Source organism: Bradyrhizobium sp. 482_C4_N1_8 (genome assembly GCF_052075965.1).
Classification (GTDB): Bacteria; Pseudomonadota; Alphaproteobacteria; order Rhizobiales; family Xanthobacteraceae; genus Bradyrhizobium; species Bradyrhizobium barranii.
This window is the reverse complement of the sequence record NZ_CP197231.1, coordinates 7,607,060-7,626,342: the sequence shown is the minus strand read 5'-3', so window position 1 is coordinate 7,626,342 and position 19,283 is coordinate 7,607,060. Positions and strand designations below refer to the sequence as shown.

General features: G+C 61.2%; 19 protein-coding genes. 14 read left to right on the top strand and 5 right to left on the bottom strand.

The annotated features are described in order from the left end of the window. Positions 1 to 74: 74 nt before the first annotated feature. Complete coding sequence (locus AB7Z56_RS36095) at positions 75 to 1,481, bottom strand: DHA2 family efflux MFS transporter permease subunit (protein WP_063985330.1); 1,407 nt, start codon at positions 1,479 to 1,481, stop codon at positions 75 to 77. A 263-nt stretch (positions 1,482 to 1,744) separates the two neighbouring features. Here AB7Z56_RS36095 and AB7Z56_RS36090 point away from each other — a divergent pair, with 263 nt between their 5' ends. The 6 genes from AB7Z56_RS36090 (at position 1,745) to AB7Z56_RS36065 (ending at position 5,563) form a co-directional block, all read left to right on the top strand. After that, positions 1,745 to 2,053: a hypothetical protein gene (locus AB7Z56_RS36090; protein ID WP_063986663.1), complete on the top strand. Its 309-nt coding sequence runs from the start codon at positions 1,745 to 1,747 to the stop codon at positions 2,051 to 2,053. 20 nt (positions 2,054 to 2,073) lie between these two features. Continuing rightward, positions 2,074 to 2,964, top strand: a complete 891-nt coding sequence (locus AB7Z56_RS36085; RefSeq protein ID WP_063985329.1) for a sigma-70 family RNA polymerase sigma factor — start codon at positions 2,074 to 2,076, stop codon at positions 2,962 to 2,964. Positions 2,965 to 3,284: 320 nt separating this feature from the next. Further along, the gene (locus tag AB7Z56_RS36080; RefSeq protein ID WP_063985328.1) at positions 3,285 to 3,794 is read left to right on the top strand and encodes a DUF2867 domain-containing protein; all 510 of its coding nucleotides are present in this window, start codon (positions 3,285 to 3,287) and stop codon (positions 3,792 to 3,794) included. Between the two features lie 250 nt (positions 3,795 to 4,044). After that, the gene (locus AB7Z56_RS36075) at positions 4,045 to 4,311 is read left to right on the top strand and encodes a DUF3551 domain-containing protein (RefSeq protein WP_063985327.1); all 267 of its coding nucleotides are present in this window, start codon (positions 4,045 to 4,047) and stop codon (positions 4,309 to 4,311) included. Positions 4,312 to 4,553: 242 nt separating this feature from the next. Continuing rightward, positions 4,554 to 4,826 (top strand): hypothetical protein, encoded by a 273-nt coding sequence (locus tag AB7Z56_RS36070; protein WP_063986662.1) that lies wholly within the window; start codon positions 4,554 to 4,556, stop codon positions 4,824 to 4,826. Positions 4,827 to 4,996: 170 nt separating this feature from the next. After that, a complete protein-coding gene (locus AB7Z56_RS36065; RefSeq protein WP_063985326.1) occupies positions 4,997 to 5,563 on the top strand; it encodes a DUF1697 domain-containing protein in 567 nt (188 codons plus the stop codon). Positions 5,564 to 5,629: 66 nt separating this feature from the next. Here the strand turns inward: AB7Z56_RS36065 and AB7Z56_RS36060 are convergent, their stop codons facing one another. After that, positions 5,630 to 5,758: a hypothetical protein gene (locus AB7Z56_RS36060; protein WP_256376431.1), complete on the bottom strand. Its 129-nt coding sequence runs from the start codon at positions 5,756 to 5,758 to the stop codon at positions 5,630 to 5,632. A gap of 95 nt (positions 5,759 to 5,853) precedes the next feature. After that, positions 5,854 to 6,315: a universal stress protein gene (locus AB7Z56_RS36055; protein ID WP_063985325.1), complete on the bottom strand. Its 462-nt coding sequence runs from the start codon at positions 6,313 to 6,315 to the stop codon at positions 5,854 to 5,856. A 339-nt stretch (positions 6,316 to 6,654) separates the two neighbouring features. On the opposite strand from AB7Z56_RS36055, the gene AB7Z56_RS36050 reads away from it, so the two are divergent. Beyond that, positions 6,655 to 6,918, top strand: a complete 264-nt coding sequence (locus tag AB7Z56_RS36050) for a hypothetical protein (protein WP_063985324.1) — start codon at positions 6,655 to 6,657, stop codon at positions 6,916 to 6,918. Between the two features lie 160 nt (positions 6,919 to 7,078). On the opposite strand, the gene AB7Z56_RS36045 is transcribed toward AB7Z56_RS36050, so the two are convergent. Beyond that, positions 7,079 to 10,183 (bottom strand): ATP-binding protein, encoded by a 3,105-nt coding sequence (locus AB7Z56_RS36045; protein ID WP_063985323.1) that lies wholly within the window; start codon positions 10,181 to 10,183, stop codon positions 7,079 to 7,081. Between the two features lie 464 nt (positions 10,184 to 10,647). Here AB7Z56_RS36045 and AB7Z56_RS36040 point away from each other — a divergent pair, with 464 nt between their 5' ends. The 7 genes from AB7Z56_RS36040 to AB7Z56_RS36010 all read left to right on the top strand — a co-directional run bounded on the left by AB7Z56_RS36040 (position 10,648) and on the right by AB7Z56_RS36010 (position 17,307). Then, positions 10,648 to 10,836 (top strand): hypothetical protein, encoded by a 189-nt coding sequence (locus AB7Z56_RS36040; protein WP_187387810.1) that lies wholly within the window; start codon positions 10,648 to 10,650, stop codon positions 10,834 to 10,836. A 47-nt stretch (positions 10,837 to 10,883) separates the two neighbouring features. Continuing rightward, positions 10,884 to 11,612, top strand: a complete 729-nt coding sequence (locus tag AB7Z56_RS36035) for a sulfite exporter TauE/SafE family protein (protein ID WP_063985321.1) — start codon at positions 10,884 to 10,886, stop codon at positions 11,610 to 11,612. Positions 11,613 to 12,003: 391 nt separating this feature from the next. Then, the gene (locus tag AB7Z56_RS36030; RefSeq protein WP_063985320.1) at positions 12,004 to 13,119 is read left to right on the top strand and encodes a DUF2336 domain-containing protein; all 1,116 of its coding nucleotides are present in this window, start codon (positions 12,004 to 12,006) and stop codon (positions 13,117 to 13,119) included. Between the two features lie 569 nt (positions 13,120 to 13,688). Beyond that, the gene (locus AB7Z56_RS36025; RefSeq protein WP_231144269.1) at positions 13,689 to 14,531 is read left to right on the top strand and encodes an enoyl-CoA hydratase-related protein; all 843 of its coding nucleotides are present in this window, start codon (positions 13,689 to 13,691) and stop codon (positions 14,529 to 14,531) included. A gap of 582 nt (positions 14,532 to 15,113) precedes the next feature. Further along, positions 15,114 to 15,524 (top strand): hypothetical protein, encoded by a 411-nt coding sequence (locus AB7Z56_RS36020; protein WP_231144270.1) that lies wholly within the window; start codon positions 15,114 to 15,116, stop codon positions 15,522 to 15,524. Next, positions 15,521 to 16,126 (top strand): ABC transporter substrate-binding protein, encoded by a 606-nt coding sequence (locus tag AB7Z56_RS36015; protein ID WP_231144271.1) that lies wholly within the window; start codon positions 15,521 to 15,523, stop codon positions 16,124 to 16,126. Before AB7Z56_RS36020 ends, AB7Z56_RS36015 begins: the two co-directional genes overlap by 4 nt. Before the next feature lie 233 nt (positions 16,127 to 16,359). Further along, entirely contained in the window at positions 16,360 to 17,307 is a 948-nt protein-coding gene (locus tag AB7Z56_RS36010) for an ABC transporter substrate-binding protein (RefSeq protein ID WP_063985317.1), read from the top strand. Between the two features lie 154 nt (positions 17,308 to 17,461). Here AB7Z56_RS36010 and AB7Z56_RS36005 read toward each other — a convergent pair whose 3' ends face one another. Continuing rightward, a complete protein-coding gene (locus AB7Z56_RS36005) occupies positions 17,462 to 19,231 on the bottom strand; it encodes an amidohydrolase (protein ID WP_231144272.1) in 1,770 nt (589 codons plus the stop codon). Positions 19,232 to 19,283 lie beyond the last annotated feature (52 nt).

Here is a 19,283-nt window from a genome sequence, read left to right as displayed (position 1 = left end):
TAATCCCGCTGGAATTGGCTTCACTGTTCGGGTGGGACGAACAGTGAATGGTGCGGTATCCGCCGCTGTCAGCGTCACGCATCCTGTGGCGCGACTGCACTGGCGGTCCGTCGCCGTGCCGGCAGGGAAAGCCCCGCAATCGCGCCGGCCAACGACAGCATTGCGGCGAGGCGCATCGCCGCAGCAAATCCGCTCTCGAAATGCGCGGCCGAGTCGGCCCCGCCGTTGGCCGAGAAGCTCGCCACCAGCGCAGCGATGCCGAACATGCCGCCCAGGAAGCGGCCCATGTTGAAGACGCCGGACGCCTTGCCCATTTCGGCCACCGCGACTGAACTCAGGATCGCGTTCTGCGCCGCTGGCATCGCCATCGAGACGCCGACGCCGGCCAGCACCAGCGGCGCGACCAGAGCGGAGTAGGCAATCGCGGGGCTCACGATCGCCGCGATCCAGCCAAGGCCGATCGCCTGCATCAGCAATCCCGTCACCACCAGCGGCCGCTCGCCGAACCTGTTGACGACCGCGCCGGCGATCGGGGCGGTGACGAACAGCGTCGCGGTCCAGGGCAGCAGGCGAAGTCCGGCGCCGAAGGCGTCGAAGCCCAGCGCGGTCTGCAGGAACTGCGGCAGCAGGAACAAGACGCCATACATCGCGGCGTAGAACAGGACGCTTGCGGACATGCCGGAGGCGAGGGCGCGTGATGCAAACAGCCGCATCGGCACCATCGGCGCGGCCGCGCGCAATTCCCAGAGCACGAAGCCGGCTGTGAACACCAGGCCTGACATCAGCGTGCCCATGACCTCAGCGCTCGCCCATCCCACTGCGTTGCCGCGTAACAGGCTCCAGACCAGCGCGAGCGCCGCGAGGGCGACGAGCGACAGTCCGGGGATGTCCAATGCGGCAGCCGGTCCGAAGCTTTCGCGCAAGCGTGCCAGCACCAGGGTGATCACGATCAGGCCGATCGGCAGGTTGATCCAGAACACCCAGCGCCAGCCGAAATGTTCGGTGATGAAGCCGCCGATGGCCGGGCCGATGATCAGCGCGCAGCCGGTGATGCTGGCGAAAATGCCGAGCGCGCGGGCGCGTTCCTCGCGGCCGAACGTGCCGCTCAGGATCGCCATCGCCAGCGGCATCACCAATGCGGCGCCGGCGCCCTGTAGCGCGCGGGCGGCGATCAGCGCGGTGGCATTGCCTGCGAGCGCACAGGCCGCCGACGCAACGACGAACAGGGCGATCCCGGTCGCGAACATGCGGCGGCGACCGAAGCGGTCGCCGAGCGCGGCGCCGGTCAGGAGCAGCACGGCGAAGGTCAGGTTGAAGGCGTTGACGGTCCATTGCAGCGTCTCGACCGGGCTGCCGAATTCGGCGCGGATGGTCGCGAATGCCGTCGTAATGATCATGGCGTCCAGCGCCATCATGAAGGATGCCAGCGCGGTGACGCCAAGCACCCAGTTCTTCTCGGCGCGATTGGTCGGGGTCTGCATCGCCCTCTCTCCGTGTGTTGCGCCACCCTGTCGCGGCGCGTTCTGCTGGCTAGACGAGGTCGGAGGGGCAAAGGATGCGCCCGGAAATAATTTTTTCCCGGCCGCATCCTTCGCCGACCGCCAAACGTCCTTGGGGATGACGCGGCCATTGACGCGAGCTTGATCCGGAAAGCGGGGCACCGGTTTTCCGGGAAGGTCATGCCGAAATGGAAAGATGGCGCGCGATGGGCGAGCCAGGTCGCGAGATGAGCAAGGAGAGCGCGATGAAAAGGACGTTGATCAGGTACAAGGCCAAGCCCGAGCTGGCCGACAGGAACGCCGAGCTGGTTTCGGCCGTATTTGCCGAATTGAAGGCGGCCGGGCCGGACGGCGTGCGCTATCTGACGCTGCGGCTGGAGGACGACACCTTCATCCATCTGGTCGAGGCCGCGGCCGAGGACGGCTCGAGCCCGATCCCGAAACTCAGGGCGTTTCAGGCGTTCCAGGACGGCATCCGCGACCGCTGCGCCGAGCCGCCGCTGGTTCGTGATGTGAGGATCGTCGGCAACTACCGTATGCTGGACGAGTCCTGACGAGGCGAGGCGGAGGAGCAATGGCGCCGGAGCCACTGGCCACCATCGATATCGAGGCGCTGCTGGCGCGGTTGCGGCCGAAGCTGCATCGCTACTGCGCGCGCATGGTCGGCTCGGTCATCGACGGTGAGGACGTGCTGCAGGATGCGCTGATCAAGGCAATGGGAGCGCTGCAATCGGTCACGCCCGTCGTCAATACGGAGGGCTGGCTGTTCCGCATCGCGCACAACACCGCGCTGGATTTCCTGCGTCGCCGCAACCGGCAGGAGGCGCTGCATTCGGCTGAGGAGGTGGAGATGATTGCCGACCAGCTCGATGATGTGGAAAGCCGCCAGATCGCTGCGACCAGCTTGCGCACCTTCATGCGGCTGCCGGTGGCGCAGCGGTCCAGCGTGATCCTGATGGACGTGCTCGGCTGCTCGCTTGCCGAGGTCTGCGACATCATGGATTTCAGCCTGCCGGCGGTGAAGGCCGCGCTGCATCGTGGGCGCACGCAGCTGCGCGAGTTTGCCGGGGAGCCTGACGATGTGCCGCAGCCGGGCCTGTCGGAGGCCGACCGCACGCGGCTCAACGCCTATGTCGGCCATTTCAATGCCCGCGACTTCGACGCGATCCGCGCCATGATCGCCGATGACGTCAGGCTCGAGCTCGTCAACCGCACCAGGCTGAACGGCAAGGCCGAGGTGTCGCGCTATTTCGGCAATTATTCGAAGATCAGCGACTGGCACCTGGTGACGGGGCAGGTCGACGGACGTCCCGCGATCCTGGTGTTCGATCCGAACGAGCCGAGCGGGCGGGCGAAATATTTCATGCTGTTGAACTGGTCCGCCGACAAGCTCGCCACCATCAGGGATTTTCGTCACGCAGCCTACGTTATCGATGGTGCGGAGTGCGTGGTGGATGGAGGGTGAGTGTACGTAGCGACCCCTCCGCCGCACCTGAACGAAACAAGGTTGAGCGCCATTCACCCTCCCGGCTATTGCCGGTGGACTTTAATGCACAAGCCTTCGAGCCCATGAAAGCGGCCGGAGGCATCGAGTGCACTGTCACTGTAATTCGCTTGGCACCTATTCGCGTGGCCGGCAGCGTGGTCTGAGCTTCAGTTTCAATGACCGCTGAGCGGGAAGGGGGCACCGACCTGCCTAGTGGCCTCGCCGCTTGTTGGAGAGCCCCACGGGTGCTATTTGTCTCCACCACCTCTTCGCTTCCATTCAGTCCGGGCGGAACATCTATGGCGCGCGTTGCTCGAGTGGATTTACCGCAACGTTCGGTGCTCAAGCCGCTCTACGCCAAGGCGGGCTTCGCTGACGCATTCGCCATCGATCTGCCGAGCCATGCGACGGGCGACGCCGAGCGCCTCGCCACCCATATGCTTATGGGTCAGGCGCGGTGGGTTGGCTGGCTGGTGGCTCTAAGGGACACCTTGGTTGCGGGGTTTGGTCTTAAGACATCGTCTGACTTGCGCGATGACGTTGCGACCGACAGGATCGATTTCTTTCGGGTCTACGATCGGCGTCGTCATGAGATTATTCTTGGCGAGGACGATCGCCATCTCGACTTCCGTTTGTCCGTTTTGGTTGAAGAGTCCGCTTTGTGCCGCCGACTTGTCGCCACAACGGTCGTGACCTTCAATCATTTGGGAGGGCGGGCCTATATCGCGGGAATCGCGCCCTTCCATCGCCTGATCGTAAAGTCGTCTTTGCGTCGAGCCGAGCGATCGGGCTGGCCAGCTGAACTGTAAGGTCGCGCGCCGACGGCTGGACCAAATTCGGTACGTGCTGGGTCGGCGACAAGCCCGCCACCATCAGGGATTTTCGTCACGCACCCTACGTTATCGATGGTGCGGAGTGCGTGGTGGAGCGGAGCACGGGCGTGCCGCCCCTGTGGCACATAACAGCGATTTAATCTCTCCACCTGCAAAGTATTCGAGATCTGAAACGTTAGCTCACGAGAGTTCTCGCATCCAGCGAGCGCTACACAGGAGTTCCCTCATGCATCGTCATCTCGCTATCGCCGTCCTTGCGGCGGTTTCCACCCTGACCGTCGCGGCATCCTCTACCGCCGCGTCCGCAACCGAGGTGCAGGACACTTATTGCCTGCAGGGCCGCCAATCGGGCTACCCCGGCAATTGCGAGTTTTCCACCTATGAGCAGTGCCGCGCCACCGCGAGCGGCACCAACGAGAGCTGCGGTATCAACCCGATGCGGGCCTACGCGCCGCAGCAGCAACGGCACGTGCTGCATCGCAGCCGGGATTGAGCGGCAAGCGATGAAGGGCGCCGGCGACGGCGCCCCTGTTCGATGTGGCTGCTCCACCGAACAAGCAGCAATGCGTCGGGACGCACGGCCGGCCCGTCGATGGCATACAATCCAGCGCTGTCGTCGTCATCTCCCGAATCGCGAAAGACCTGATGCGGTCCTCGATGGCAGACATCGGGACGGCGCAATCGCGGCGACCGGAATATTCGAGTATCTTCACGATCGGAGAGGCAAGCGCGATCATGTCCAGGTTCCTGCAATGGTTCTTTCGGAATCGCGAAACCGGTGACATCACGATCGCCCAGGTCCCCAACCTCGTTCTCTGGGTCGTCATTGTGGCCGGTGTCCTGCGCTGGGTCTGGCAGCCGCCGGGCACTGCCGCTATTGCCCTGGACATCGTGTTCAAAGGCGGCCTCATCGTTTGGGCCCTCGACGAGATTTTCCGCGGGGTGAACCCATGGCGGCGCTGTCTTGGCGGAGCCGTGCTGGCTTATGAGCTCACGACCTTTCTGTGATGGATCGCCCAGAATACTGCACGAAGCTTGATGTTGCCGGCCGGAATACCAGTGGCTTCATGGTGCGGGCTATTACAGTGACAGTGCTTGACTGCACCCCGTAAGATATTTGACCTTGTGAAAGATAAAGCTGGTCAGGATAGCCGACCGAGAACGAGAGCCATCCAACGATGACGACCTACGTGGCCCTGCTTTACAGTGTGGTTCTCCCGCTCGGCCGGCGATTGGCGATGGCCGAGCTGCGTGCCATGGCGCAAGGCCTCGGCCTCCACGACCCTAGAACCATCGGCGCGACGGGAAATCTGACGTTTGACAGCGACAAGGCGTCGATTTCCGAGTTGGAAGAAAATCTCGAAGCGGCCTTCAACGTGCGGTTCGGCAAGCATGTCGCAATCATCGTTCGCAACGCTGACGCGTGGCGACGCCTGCTACGCGCAAACCCGTTTCGTGCCGAAGCGACCGCTGATCCGCAAAGGGTCGCTGTTCGCGTGATGCGCAGTCCAATCCCGAAAGGCAGCGAAAACGCCCTGGCACGCTATATCAGCGATGAACGAATTGCCGTCGCCGGTGGCGATCTCTGGATCCATTTTACGGGAGATCCAGCGCGATCGCGTTTGCTTTCGGCGTTAGGCGCGGGGCGCCTGAAGGGCGTCGGCACGTTGCGCAACACGAATACGCTAAGGCGAATCGGTGACGCCGTGACTTCGGCCCGATCCAGCCGGGCTGATCAAAAATAAAATCGATTGCTGGGAAGTGCACTGTCATCGCAATCCCCCGGGAATAGAGCGGTCATCAACTCAACATCACCGCACCCCCGTGCCCTTGCAGCGCTGGCACTTCACCACCTTCTCGCCCTTCTTGAGCAAGCCTTTGCCCTCGCAATTTTTGCATTTCTGCTTCTTTTTGATGTTCGGGCCTTTTTCACTGACCATAAAATTCTCCTGCCGCGTGAGAGCGGTCGATTGGCGCCTTGTTTTGGTTGGGCTCGCCCAGCAGAACAGCCGAGTGGCGTGGGGTAAGCCCTGCACTATGCCGGTTTCGGCACGACCAGCACCGGCACGCTTCCGTACACCAGGACCTCGGATGTCTGGCTGCCCAGAAACAGCTTCCTGAGGCCGCGACGCCCGTGAGAGGCCATGACGATCAAGTCGCAGCCTCTCGACTCTGCTGTTGCAATGATCGCTGTCGCCGGGTGCGCATTCGGAACGTGCAGGAGTTCCGCAGGCGTGCCGATCTGCTCCGACATGGCGCGCGCTTCATCGAGCACTTTGCCTGCACGGGCTTTGCAGGCTGCGTCATAGCTGTCAACCTCCTCCTGCGTCGGAATCCATCCCGAGGCGTGTCCGCTCCCATAGTCGACCGGCAGCGCTTCCGTCACCGTGATGATCGTCAGCCTGGCGTTCAACGCCTTCGCCAGGGCAATGCCATGCTCAACGCCTTTTCGCGCAACGTCCGATCCGTCCGTGCTCAAGAGAATGTTGGCGTACATTCGATCAATCCTCTGCTCTTCGAACAAAGTGATGCCTGGGTAATATGATCTTATACGCGCCGTGGGTCCATGTGCGTTTTCGGTCTCGCCGTTACAGCCTCGAAAAGCTCGCCGCGCGCCGCGTGGACACGTCCGGTTCTCGGCTGACTAAACTTTTATTCACGTTCGATGCAGGCAACCGAATCCGGCGTAGAGCTCTGTCTCGTGTCCGAGAAGATTGTACGCGCCTCGGAAACTACTTTGTGACTTGGGAATAAGCGCGCGACAACGCACGTCTAAGGGTGGTGGACCGGATCTCTTGCCTCGCGGGAGATCCCCCAAACGAAAGGAACCACCACGATGACACCATTCAAAAATCCCATTGCGTCAGTCCTGTCCAAGGCCCTGTTGACCGGACTGGTCGTCACCGCAATCTTCAGCACGCCGCTCCAGGCGCGTGAGCACCGCACCGGCGATCGGCGCACCGAGCAGGGCGTGGGGGCGAGCTCTCGCTTCGAGGGCGAGCGATCGATCGCTACGCCGGCCTACCACGCATTTGCGCCAGTACCCTCGGATCAACCGGGTGGAGTTTGCGACCACGGGGATAACCCGATGATATGCTGAGCATCCGACCTTGCCGGCGTTCGCAAGGATTGGCGCGCGGTGCGAAGCTCAAAGTAGCTTGGCCATTTTCATCGCAACTTGCCGCACAGTTTAACGCCATTTCGGCCGACTGAGCGGCAGATTGCAGACCTGGCCGCCATGCGTGTCGAGGCGGATCGGGTCAATGGCGTGCACTGTCGGGCCGCGAAGGCAGAGAGGTCATTGCTTCCAGTTGCGCTGTTCGCGTCGCCAACATGGCGAGCAAGCTCTTGTGCAGCCGATCCGCGGGTTCGAAATTTTGCGCGAGCCTTCGGACGGTCTCGACAAATCGCATGCGATACGTCGCCGCCCTGTCGACGTCGCCGTACTTCGCGAAGATCTCGGCGGCCGTGCGGTACACCCGCCAGGAAGCAATCGGGAAGTCGGCACTGTCGACGATCTCCAGCGCGCGAGACAGCTGTAACTGGGCCTCCGCTGAATTGCCCATGGCAAGCGCAGTACGGGCGAGCAGTCCGTGGGCCTGGGCCAGGTGATTGAGATCCGGAGCCGTGGCCACATAGTCGTGGAGCTGGCGCGCACAGCTCTGGGCCTGCGTAAAGTCGTCAACCTGCAAGTAATATTCGCCGAGACAATGATACACCTGCGTCGCGGCGGTAAATTCGATGTCGATGCCTTCTTCATGCCTGCGGCGCTCGATGTCATCAAATTGCCTGCGAGCTCCCGACGGGTCGTTCAGCCCGACATAGGCCTTGGCAAGGACGGCCCGCTTGTGGAAGTACGTCGACTGATCTCCGACCAGCAGACTATCGTCGACGCTTTCGCAGAGCTCACGGGCTCCATCAAAGTCCATCGCTTCGACGTGCAACCACGCAAGCGTCAGCCGGCACAATGCGCTGCTGGGGCCGTTCGCGTTCCTGACGGCCAGTTCGAGGCCGGCCGTGATTTCAAGTCGCAATTCGCGCCACTCGCCCAGATGAATAAGCGCGATCGACTCAAGAACGTTGAACAGAACAAAAGTGTAGACGTCGCCGGCCAGACGGGCCAACCGCTTGCCTTCCGTGCCGGCGCGGCGGCACTCCTGGTACCGCGACCTCCAGCAATCGACGATACCCGATATTCCATTGCGCCTGATCAGGATGCCATAATTCGTGGCATTCGCGCTCAGCTCGATCGCCCTGTCGCAGAGCGTGGCGTCCTGTTTGCGCCAGCCGTTGAGGAACAGGTTGACGCTCGCGCTGCTGCCCTGGACCAGAGCCTTGAATGTGTCGTCCGCCAGCGCCTGGCTTCGCGACAGCACATCTTCAGCGGCCTCAAGGCAGGCGTGGCGATCCACGCGCAAGCAGAGGCTGCTCACCGCCGTGAGGCCGTTGAGCTGTTGCTTGATCTCGCCCGCTTGTTCGGCGCAGGCAATCATGTCTCGCAGATCGCGGATGGAGCCGGCGAGGTCGCCGCACGAACGAAGAGCCCAGCTTCGCTCCCGCAAAAGAGCGACGCGGGTTGAGAATTTGTCGGCAGCATCGAAACGATCGAGTATGCCAAGCGCGCGGGTGAGATAGCTTGCGGCCTCCGCATGGCCGAGGCGTTTCGTCGAGTTCTTTGCCGCTTCCCGGAGGTAACGCAACGCGCTCGGAAAGTCGCGACCCTGCTCAAAGTGAAGTGCGAGCGCGGGCGCTATTTCAGGGGTGCGGCCGGCATAGGCCTCCTCCAGCCTCTTGCCCAGGCGCTTGTGCGTTTGTGCGCGGCGCCCGGGCGGCAGATTCTGGTAAATGATGTTCTGATAGAGAATGTGACGGAAAGCGTAGCAGCCCGAGTATGTGCCGTCGGGCCACTCGGCAACCCCCGAACGAACGAGGATCTGATCCTTCCGGATCGACGCTTCGATGTCCCTTTCAACGTCGATCGCATCGCCGCTCAGGCCGGCCGCAACGAGGGCCGCAGAAAATTCTTCGCCGGCAACGCTGGCGACGTCGAGCAGACGCCGCTCGTTGTCGGTGAGGCGATCGAGCTCGTGGCCGATCATGTTCACGAGGCTGTCTGGAATGCGATCTTGCGCAAATGCCGCTTGTGAGGACAAGCGCCATCCGTCGTCCATTTCGATGATCGACTCCTGGTCGATCAAGTGTTTGAGCAGCGTGGCAACAAACAGGGGATGTCCCAGCGTTCGCTCGAATACCGGCTTTGACAGGCCGGAGGCAAGCTGCTCGTCGCCGAAGCGCAATGCCAGGTAACGCTCGACCTCCGGACGCGACAACCGATCGAGGCGCAATTCGCTGCAATATCCGTGAATCTCGAGATCGCGGTGCAGGCGAGGGATGGGATGCCCGCCGACGGAACTGTCGGCCGGACGATAGGAGCAGAGGACCAGCACGCGTGCTTTGCCGTTCCCGCGCGCGAAGCGAGACAGTACGTCGAGTGTCGCGAAGTCGCTCCAGTGCAGATCTTCGAGAACAAGAACCCAGGGGCGGTCGATGCTCAGCGCTTCCAGAAGATCGCAGAATTCGCGCAGCATCCGCTCGCGCGTCGCGCCGAACACTTCGTCCTGGAAAGCCGCGCGTTCCGATGCGTCGATGACGCCTGGCAATTGCAGGATCCAGGTGGGGGCGTGGGCGCGAACGGCCGAAATCAATTCCGGACCGTTTGCGCGATAACGGCTCACCAGCGCATCGATGAGTGGAAGAAAGACTTCGTCTGTTCCGAACCGTTCGGTGCAGCGCCCATAGAGCTGATCGAAGCCCTGTTCCGTCAGCTGCTCGAGCGCCTTGGCGATGAAGGCCGTCTTGCCGATCCCGGCTTCTCCGGTGACAAAAGCCATCTGCCGTTTGCCAGACAGGACGTGCCGCGTCATCTGGTCGATCGTCTCGAAGGACGGGGTCCGGCCGACCACCAGAGCGGAGATTTCGGTTTTCAGAGGTACGACCGCGTTCTCGACCTCCCTGGCCGCTTCCCGAACCGTGCCGATAAAGCGGACGCCTTTGCGCGGCAAAGTCTTGATCAGCCGCTGCGCCTCGCCGGAATCGCCTATTCCGGTACGGGCCGCGTTGATGCGGGTGGTGAGCGCTGACTCCGAGACGATGCGCCCGCCCCAAATTGCACCGATCAGATCGTCCTTGGTCACCACCCGGGTGCGGTAGCGGATCAGATATTCGAGGATGTCAAAAACCTGGGGCTGCAACGGGATCGTACGTCCGTCACGGCGCAATTCCCGCCGGTCGGTGTCGAGGACAAACTCGTCAAATAGGTACAGCAAAACAATGCCTTCGGAGGTGTGCGCAAGGCGGATATTCAACCGGTACGCGGGCCCGAAAGCAAGCACACCCTTCAGAATCAAGGAAACGATAAGAACAAATTAAGCTCGCCTTAAAGCGTGGCCCCGCGTCCCGCTCGATACTTCCAGCCGTATCCGGTCACTCACACAAGGTGTTCGTGTCATGCGCTTGGAAGATAAGGCACGGCGTCTCACCCGCGTGTTCTATGGGTTGTTGCTTCACAAGATGTTTCAGTCGCTCGTGGCATCCTCCGTACCATTGTTTAACGGCAGAGCTTCACCCAGAGGCGATGCGTCAATTTCAGCGAGTTCGTTTGTCGCCTCCACGGGGTCTTCCCGAAAGGAAGGCTGGTTTGGGCGCCTCCTTCAAGCGCTCCACCATTCGCGACGGCTGCAGGCAGAGCGCACCCTTCGACAGAATCGTCACCTGACCGACAATGGGTGGCCCCAGTTTGCCTCTCGGTCAGATGTTGGAGGGCGAGACAATGCCGGTCAGTGAAAAGTCCCCCGAACGCAAGCTTCGGATTTCGGCGCCGGGCGAGAATACGCTGCTCGCAACGATCGCCATCTGCGTTATCATTTTTCACATCCTTGCAGCCACGACGTTGACGTCGACCCGCCAGAGCGATGCCGGGGCACCGCCCGAGCCGCCCGGACTGTCGTCCGGGGACTGATCGCCAGCTCGCTATTCCAGGATTTGACAGACAAGAAGGGTTAGCTCATGGGCGACGTGGCGTCGTTTTGCCTGCTCAGCATCGCCGTGTTTTGCGGCGCTTTCGTCTCGGGCCTCGCGGGCTTTGCCTTTTCGGCGGTGGCCGGCGCGATTCTCCTTCACGTTCTCCCACCACGGGAGGCGGTCCCGCTGATGATGGCCTGCAGCATCACCGTGCAAGCCGCGGGTCTTTGGGCCTTGAGAAAAAGCATTCGCTGGAAGCAGAGCTCGGGACTGGTCGTCGGCGGATTGCTCGGCGTTCCGATCGCCGTGTGGTTGCTGCAAGCTGCAGACGCCCGGATCTTCAGGGAGAGCTTTGGTCTCGCCGTCGCCTGCTACGCGGCCTACACGTTATTCCGGCCGGTGCTCTCTCATCGCTTGCAGATGAATGCGGGACGTAATGCATTGATCGGCTTCGGTGGAGGCTTTGTCGGCGGGTTGACGGCAATGCCGGGTGCAATACCGACCATATGGTGTGACATCCACGGCGTGCCAAAAACCGAACAGCGCGGAATGGTTCAACCCTTCATCGCCGCCATGCAGATATTCGCACTTGTTCTCATGCTGATCCGAGGAGATCTGTCGACAAAGGTCCTGGTTGACTTCGCCGTCGGCATCCCGGCGCTCGTTGCAGGAACGGCGCTCGGGATTTTTGTCTTTCGCTGCGTCGATGACGCGCTGTTCCGGCGAATTATCCTCAGCATCTTGCTGGTTTCGGGACTGTTGCTGGTATTGTAGTTACGCCGGTCGCGCCTCCAGTTACAATGGCAGCCATTCGAGTACGGCGCGCAGTAGCGCTGTCGCCGTAATCCCTTAAGCGTGAGCCGAACCATTCGGTGGGCCGTGCTGCTGCCCCGGTCGAGGGTCATCCTTCGCTTGCCAGAGGCTGCTGCTGGTCAAAACGCGCGACCTCGCGGGTGCAGCTCCGTTGGGCGGGTTGTCGACGGCGTCCGCCTCCTCCAAGTCAGGCAATACCTAAAATTCGATCGATCTGATTAGGCCGACCTTATGCCCGTTCGGAGGCGGCGGGAATGATTTTACCGCGTGTTCAGGTCTGGGTGGTGTCATCGCCCATTGCTTTGAAATCCCGCTTTTGTCGTTCGATCATTTTCAAACTGCGAGCGCATCAATGGCTGCTATCACGTCATTCCTGGCCGAGTTGGACGAAGCAGTTGCGAGAGGAAATCCCGAGAGTTGTCTGCGGGCGCTCTGGCATGCGGCGGACATCCTGATCGCCGGCACGTATTCCGAGGAGCAGATCTGGACGTTCGGTGAGGTCATCGGTCGTCTCGCGCAGGAGATTGAAACGAGCGCGCGGGCGAAGCTCGCAGGAAAGCTCGCATGCAGCTCAAACGCGCCCTATGCGTTGACCCGGCAGATGGCAAGCGACGACTGCATCGATGTCGCATGGCCGGTTCTCAGTCAGTCGGAGCGCCTTGACACCGAGACATTGATTGCGTGTGCCAAGAACAAGAGCCAGCAACATTTGCTTGCAATCTCCAAGCGACAAACGGTCCCCGAAGCGGTCACCGATGTCCTGGTGGTGCGGGGATCTCCCGAGGTCGTAACCTCGGTCGCTTCAAATGCCGGGGCGAACCTCTCCAAATCCGGATTTCTGCACCTGGTGCGGCGGTCGGAAGGGGATTCGATCCTCGCTGAATCGGTAGGACTTCGAAAGGATATTCCTCGACATCTCTTCCACCAGTTGATCGCCAAAGCCTCCGAAGAGGTGCGGCAAAAGCTGAAGAGGGAACGTCCGGATATCGAACATCAGGTCCATCGCGTCGTCGTCGATGTCACCGGGGCCATTCACGCCAGGTTTGGCCCGGCGTCGAAGGATTACTTCACGGCGAAACGCACGGTGGCCAAACTGCACGAGAGAGGCGAATTGACGGAAGACAAGGTCTTCGAACTTGCTCACTCTCTCAAGTTCAACGAGACCACCGTTGCCCTGTCGTTGCTCTGTGGGCTTCCAATAGACGTCGCGGAACGGGCATTGATCGAGAAGGATCGTGAGCCGGTGTTGATCCTGGCCAAGTCTCTCGATTTCTCATGGCCCACCACGATGGCGCTGCTGTTCCTGGGCGCGGCCAACTACCGGATAACCGTTGGCGAGCTGGATCAATTGAAGATCGATTTCCACCGGTTGAATGTCAAAGCGTGCCGGGAGGTCGTCACCATCTACCGAACGCGAAAGGAAGAGGTTTTCGGCGGCTCCTTTCAACAGCCTCGACGCATGATCTAGGACCGCAATCCCGACCTCAGACATCCGTGGATGTGGGGGCGGCTCACGCAATGGTGAGCGTGCCGATGTGCCGTTCGCGCAGCTGTGATTTTCCACTGCGTGTCTTTTCCCAAGCGCATACCTAGCTAATCCTTGTCAAAAAAATTCGCAGGAAACGCTTTCAACAGAGCAGCCGATTCTAGCCAGCGCGAACGCTCCGCACGAAAACAACAACCGTTCGGAGTACGATTATGATTGGATTCAGGACTTCCATTATTGCAGCGATGATGTCGATTGGCGCGATAAGCTCTGCAAGTGCCCAGTGCCCGACGTGGGCGACTCAAAATCCAGCTTCGTTTCAGGCGCAATATCCCAATAGGGATATATTGAACGACTGCGAGTTAACGCCAGCAGGCAGAATGGGCCTCGAACTCCCTGGCGGCGCGGCTCCCTGGTATGGGGCCAACAGGACTTATGGGGCAATGCCTGGCGTTGCTCAACACCACAGCTTTCAGCACCGATCGCGGTGAGTAGTGGCCGTTCTTTTCGGGACGGTTGCGTTGCAGGCCCAGAAATCGGGAGACAAGTCGATGACATCACGAACCGACGAGGCCGCGCAGTCCAGGCTTATGGCGGACATCCCGTACGATCAGCAGACGAAGATCACCATCGAGCGCAGAGGCCAAATTGTACTGATTGGCATCAATCGACCCTACATCGACAACCGGCTGGATCCGGATGCGACAGAAAGCTTGGCGAGAGCATACTACGAGTACGATCGGGATCCCTCGCTCCGTGCGGCGGTTCTGTTCGGCTATGGCGACCGCTTCTCCAGAGGTGTCGATGTCGATGCCTACAAGGCATTCGCTCAGTCTGGAAAAAAGATGATGGATGGGCCCGGCTTCATCGACCCTCTAGGGCGGACCAGGCCAGCGCTCACGAAGCCTCTGGTTGTCGCGGTGCATGGCGACACCTGGAATATGGCGCACGAGCTTTTCCTTGTAGCGGACATACGCGTAGCGTCGGAAGACACGGAGTTCGGTCAGGATGAGAACACGCACGGCCGTTTTCCCGGAGGCGGTGCAACGGTTCGTTTCCCCAGAGAAGCCGGATGGGGAAATGCCATGCGGTTCATTCTAACAGGCGATCATTGGGGTGCGAAGGAAGCCCTCCGGATGGGAACGGTTCAGGAAGTGGCCCCAAATCGAAATGCGGCTCTCGCGAAGGCTGTCGAGATCGCCAACAAGATCGCCGCATGCGGCCCTCTCGGCATTAAGACGTCCCTGGCCTCCTCCCATATGGCGCTCGAAGACTCTCAGACGGCGCTCGCTAAGCTCGGCGTCCAATATAGTGCGCTGCTCACGACCAGGGATTTCCAGGAAGGCCGTGATGCCGAGGCACAAAAGCGTCCACCCGTTTACGAGGGACGGTGACAACAAGCTCGCGAACGGTCGTGTTGCGTTCGCGTATCGCCAGCGTATTTCGTTCTACCAAGTCTCGCCGAAGGGCAGGCGCTCTTCGACTGTTTGGCGACGTGCCACGCCTCATTGGGATGGCGGCGGGCTGGATAAAGAAATCGTTGGGTGCATCGGGACGGCGAGCGCGCGTCCATTGGAGGTCAATCACCGCGTCGATCAGGACATAGGCGACGTGGACCCCTTTTGGCCCCAGATTCCCTGCGATCGACTCGGCACGATTACGGTGACAGTTTCATGAGCCATCGAACCCGCGAAAGCGGCCGGAGTCATTGAGTGCACTGTCACCGTAATCTCAGAATTGGTTGTTTCGCTGGTTGACGAAAGGGCGAAGCGGAAAGGGCGGGGCCAAGCGTCGCACGGTCCACTTCAGAGGGCTAAGCGGAATAGCGCCATAGAGCCGCCGAGGGCAGCCTTTGACCCATCTCGACCATCCCCCGGCGAATGCCGGTTGGGCAACGGGCTCGCTAAATTGCCGCACAGACCGCTGCAAGGTGCTAACCTCACCAGCCAATAGCGTGGCCCGTACAGGGGGGACGCATGCGACGGCGGGAGTTCATCGAATATCTCGGCGTTTTTGGCGCTGCAGCAGGATCGACATTGTTTGGTCAAGGCTCAAGAGCGCAGCCCGCGCGAAAACGTCCGCTCATCGCATGGGCAGGAGCTGCACCTCCGGAGGTGACGTTGCCCCAATTCATGGTGGACTTGGCGTTCGGCAATTTCGTTAAGGGGCTCTCGGAGTTCGGCTACGAGCAACGCCGTAACATCGATATCATTCGGCGAACGGACATCTTCCGGGACCGGGTACCATCGATTGAGGAGATGGTGGCTCTGCTCAAACCCGATATCATCGCTGTGCCAGCAACACTGGAAGCCGTCGCTGCCCGAAAGGCAACATCGACAATACCGATTGTCTGTCCCCGCTTGCCGATGCGGTCCATCTCGGCTTGATTGCCAGCGAAGCTCGCCCAGGAGGAAATGTAACGGGCATTGAGGCCTACATCGCGGGTTTGCCGACCAAGCAAATTGAACTCGCGCGAGAAATCGTGCCGAAGGCAAGGCGCGTCGGACTGCTCATCAACATGAACGATCCCAAGGGTCCGCCTCAAGTCGGGGATTTGAGGGCAGCTTGTGGGGCTTTGAGCCTCAGCGTGGTCGAAGCCGATGCCAGTACGGCGCAGGACATTCCGAATGCGCTCGCTGCGCTGGCGAACGAAGGGGTCGATGTCACCGTTGTCCTTCAGACGAACCTGCTGCTCAACATGAGCGAGCAGATCGGTGCTATCGCCCTTGAAAAGCTGCTGCCGACCGTCTTCGGATATCGCGAGCACGTTGTCCACGGCGGCCTTGTGAGCTATGGCGTTGACTTGCGCTGGTGCTATCGTCGCGCCGGCTATTTCGTGGACAAGATCCTTAGGGGGGCACACCCGGGCGATCTTCCCATCGAATTTCCAAGCAAGCTTTGGTTGGCAGTCAACCTCAAAACGGCAAAGGCTCTCGACGTGGCTGTACCGCCAGGGCTCCTCGCCCGCACCGACGAAGTGATCGAGTGAGGACGGCTTACTTCTACTGATGGCCCCAATGCGAAGTGCAAGCGAACGGCGAAGTGGTCCGCTTATCGGGGCGGACCGGAAGTGACCGGCCGACTTCCCAAGCGCCGTTTTTGACCCGTTGCGGACATTGCGTCGCACGGTTAGGGCGGGCTGCCAGCCCTTTTCTCGCTCGGCTCCCGGTTGAAAAATGCTAGGCTGTATGCCTCAGTCGGGCGCTTCAAACGAGTAACTCAATGAGGCGGCGCGAGTTCATCACGCTCGTCGGCGTTGCCGCGGTTATGGGCCCGAGCCCGGCGCGGGCGGAGCAGACGAGAAAGCTACCCATCATCGGATTCTTGGGCCCGGCCTGGTCGGCCCAGGATTTCGAGGATCGGTTGCGCGAACTCGGTTGGATCGCGGGGCGGACCGTTGCGATCGAGTATCGCTCTGCGGAGGGACATACCGAACGCTCCAAGGAAATTGCGACGGAGTTTGTCCGGCTCAAGGTGAATGTCATCGTCACGGTGGGGGGATCTCCGACTCTCGCGGTAAAACGCGCGACATCGCTCATCCCAATTGTCTCCATTTCTGGCGACCCTGTTGGCAGCGACCTCGTCGCAAGTTTGGCCCGACCGGACGGCAATGCGACCGGCCTGGCGCTCAACCCCATCAGTCTTGCCGGCAAGCGCCTCGAGCTGTTGCGCGAGGTTGTCCCAGGTTTCCGCCGCTTGTCCGTTATGGTCAATGCCAATAGCCCCGGTTTCAAAAACAGGATGGATGAGGTGCAAGCGGCGGCCTCCGCCCTCGGCCTCGAGGCGACGATATTGGAAATCCGGCGCGCAGAGGACGTTGCATCGGCTTTCGAGGCCCTCAGGGACCGTGCGGACGCACTCTATGCCGTCGGCGTCCCACTCACCTTCGCCATTGCGACCCGAGCGCTGACCGCGCGAATTCCAACGATGTTTGAATACCGAGAGTTCGTCGAGGCGGGCGGGCTGATGTCCTACGGCGTGGACGCAACCCACCTATGGCGGCTTGCCGCGACCTTTGTCGACAGGATTTTGCGCGGGGCGAAGCCCGCCGACTTGCCAGTCCAACAGCCGACCAAGTTCGACCTCGTCATCAATCTGAAGACCGCCAGGGCACTCGGTCTGAAAGTACCGGAGTCATTCCTGTTACGCGCCGACGAGGTGGTTGAATGAGCGCGGCTGCCGGGCAGCCAGCAAGGGACCGCGGCCCAGGAACTGGCTGGAACGTATGTCGGCCCGAGCTGCATGGTTTGAGACGAGAGCAAATATCGCTGCATTGGACAATAGGCCGAGATTTCGCGAGAGCGGCACGGCGGGCCTCCAGCTCTTATTTTGCGTTTGCGAATACATCCGCTGCGTAGATGAGCTTGCCACCCACGACCGTCAGCAGAGACGCCGTGGCGCCAATTTGCTCGACGGGGACGGACATGAAATCCCGGTCGAGAATCGCGAAGTCGGCGAGCTTGCCGTTTTCGAGCGTGCCGCGCCGCGTCTCGTCGAAGCTGAACCAGGCGCTTCCCACGGTGTAGAGGCGCAAGGCCTCTTCGCGGCTGGGTGTTTCGTCCGGGCCGCGCGTCGAGTGTCCACCGACGGTCTTGCCGTCGAGCATCCATTGCAGCGCCACGAACGGATTGTAGGATGCGACCCGATGCGCATCCGTGCCGGCCCCGACATGGACGCCCGTGCGCAATGCCGTGACGATGGGCGGCATCTGGCGCGCGGCTTCGCCGGCCTGCGCCACGATACGGTCGCCTCCGAGGTACATCGCGTCCTGCATGGTCCAGCCCACACCAAGGGCCTTCATCCGCGCCAGCGTTTCGGGCGAGGTGTTGTCGAGATGGGCGATGGACCAGCGCAGCGGCGCGATCGGCGTCTCCTTGTTGACCTCTTCATAGAGGTCGAGGAGCTGATGGACGGATTTGTCTTCCTGCCAATGGATGGTGACCGTCAGCCCTTGTTTTGCCGCCCAGCGAATGATCTCGAGGAACTTTTCCTTGGTGGCCGCGTCGGGCGCGTTGTTGTTGTACATGGCGCCGGTGATCCGCTCGCCGATTCCGTTGAATCGCAGCATGTCGTCGCCGAATCCCATCGGCAGGAACGGCGTGAGAGTCTTGTACTCCTCGAACTCAGCGCCGACATTCTGGGCGAACAGGCTGAAGGCGACCCGCACCGAAAGTGATTTTTCACGCCAGAGCTTCTGCAAGGCGGCGTAGTGGCTGGGATAAATGCTGAAGCCGCCGGGATCCACGATCCCGGTAATTCCGAGACGATTGAGCTCCGTGAAGAACTGCCGGGTTCCGGCGACATTCTCTTCGAAATTGGGCCTCGGCAGGCGATCGAACAGCGCGGAGATACTGACGATGGAGCCGTTGAACCAGCCCGTGGTTTCGCCCGATGTGGCACGCTCGGCCGTGATCCCGGCCGGCAACTGATCCGCGGAGATCCCGAGGGCTTGCTGCGCCTTCGGCGTCATCAGCAGCGCCGAATAGAACAGCTGGATGTAGGCCGGATTGTCGGGCACGGCCGACATCACCTCGGCGAGCGTCGGCCGCCGCTTCTCCGCAAATTGCAAGTCGCTCCAGCCACCGGCCACGATGATCCAGGACGCCGGGCGCGCTTTGGCCGCCTGGCGCAAGCGTTCCATGGCTTCGCCAATGGTCTTTGCGCCGATCCAGTTGACCTCGGTGGCGTAGGTGAGGCCGGCGCGCACGGCGTGAATATGGGAATCGATCAATCCCGGAATGATCGTGCGTCCGCCGGCGTCGACGCGGCGCGTCGCGGGCCCGATCAGGCCTTCCATGGCATCGTTGCCGCCAACTGCAACGATCTTGCCGTCGCGGACGGCGAGCGCCTGCGCGATCGTCGATGCAGGATCCAGCGTCACGATCTTTGCGTTCGTGACAATGAGGTCGGCCGTTTGTGCGTAAGCCGAAGTGGCCCAGCACGAGATCACCAAAATCGCCAGAAGCTTGCGCATGTTCAGTCCCGGAATGAGAGAGGCAGGAATGAGAGAGGCAGGAACGGCGCCACACATCCGCCGCTGGATGCGCTCGCGGGCATCGCGTGTCGCAACGGGGAGTGTCGCGATCTTGATCATGTCTGGCTCCAACAAAATCAGCCGGTCCACCGGAAAATTCGGTCAAGGCCCA

Excerpts from the sequence above, each read along its gene's own strand:
- AB7Z56_RS36090 (WP_063986663.1), top strand. The coding sequence starts at position 1,745 with ATGAAAAGGACGTTGATCAGGTACAAGGCCAAGCCCGAGCTGGCCGAC.
- AB7Z56_RS36060 (WP_256376431.1), bottom strand. The coding sequence starts at position 5,758 with ATGGTCAGTGAAAAAGGCCCGAACATCAAAAAGAAGCAGAAATGCAAA.
- AB7Z56_RS36080 (WP_063985328.1), top strand. The coding sequence starts at position 3,285 with ATGGCGCGCGTTGCTCGAGTGGATTTACCGCAACGTTCGGTGCTCAAG.
- AB7Z56_RS36025 (WP_231144269.1), top strand. The coding sequence starts at position 13,689 with ATGACATCACGAACCGACGAGGCCGCGCAGTCCAGGCTTATGGCGGAC.
- AB7Z56_RS36085 (WP_063985329.1), top strand. The coding sequence starts at position 2,074 with ATGGCGCCGGAGCCACTGGCCACCATCGATATCGAGGCGCTGCTGGCG.
- AB7Z56_RS36005 (WP_231144272.1), bottom strand. The coding sequence starts at position 19,231 with ATGATCAAGATCGCGACACTCCCCGTTGCGACACGCGATGCCCGCGAG.
- AB7Z56_RS36035 (WP_063985321.1), top strand. The coding sequence starts at position 10,884 with ATGGGCGACGTGGCGTCGTTTTGCCTGCTCAGCATCGCCGTGTTTTGC.
- AB7Z56_RS36065 (WP_063985326.1), top strand. The coding sequence starts at position 4,997 with ATGACGACCTACGTGGCCCTGCTTTACAGTGTGGTTCTCCCGCTCGGC.
- AB7Z56_RS36070 (WP_063986662.1), top strand. The coding sequence starts at position 4,554 with ATGTCCAGGTTCCTGCAATGGTTCTTTCGGAATCGCGAAACCGGTGAC.
- AB7Z56_RS36040 (WP_187387810.1), top strand. The coding sequence starts at position 10,648 with ATGCCGGTCAGTGAAAAGTCCCCCGAACGCAAGCTTCGGATTTCGGCG.
- AB7Z56_RS36030 (WP_063985320.1), top strand. The coding sequence starts at position 12,004 with ATGGCTGCTATCACGTCATTCCTGGCCGAGTTGGACGAAGCAGTTGCG.
- AB7Z56_RS36055 (WP_063985325.1), bottom strand. The coding sequence starts at position 6,315 with ATGTACGCCAACATTCTCTTGAGCACGGACGGATCGGACGTTGCGCGA.
- AB7Z56_RS36095 (WP_063985330.1), bottom strand. The coding sequence starts at position 1,481 with ATGCAGACCCCGACCAATCGCGCCGAGAAGAACTGGGTGCTTGGCGTC.
- AB7Z56_RS36010 (WP_063985317.1), top strand. The coding sequence starts at position 16,360 with ATGAGGCGGCGCGAGTTCATCACGCTCGTCGGCGTTGCCGCGGTTATG.
- AB7Z56_RS36050 (WP_063985324.1), top strand. The coding sequence starts at position 6,655 with ATGACACCATTCAAAAATCCCATTGCGTCAGTCCTGTCCAAGGCCCTG.
- AB7Z56_RS36020 (WP_231144270.1), top strand. The coding sequence starts at position 15,114 with ATGCGACGGCGGGAGTTCATCGAATATCTCGGCGTTTTTGGCGCTGCA.
- AB7Z56_RS36075 (WP_063985327.1), top strand. The coding sequence starts at position 4,045 with ATGCATCGTCATCTCGCTATCGCCGTCCTTGCGGCGGTTTCCACCCTG.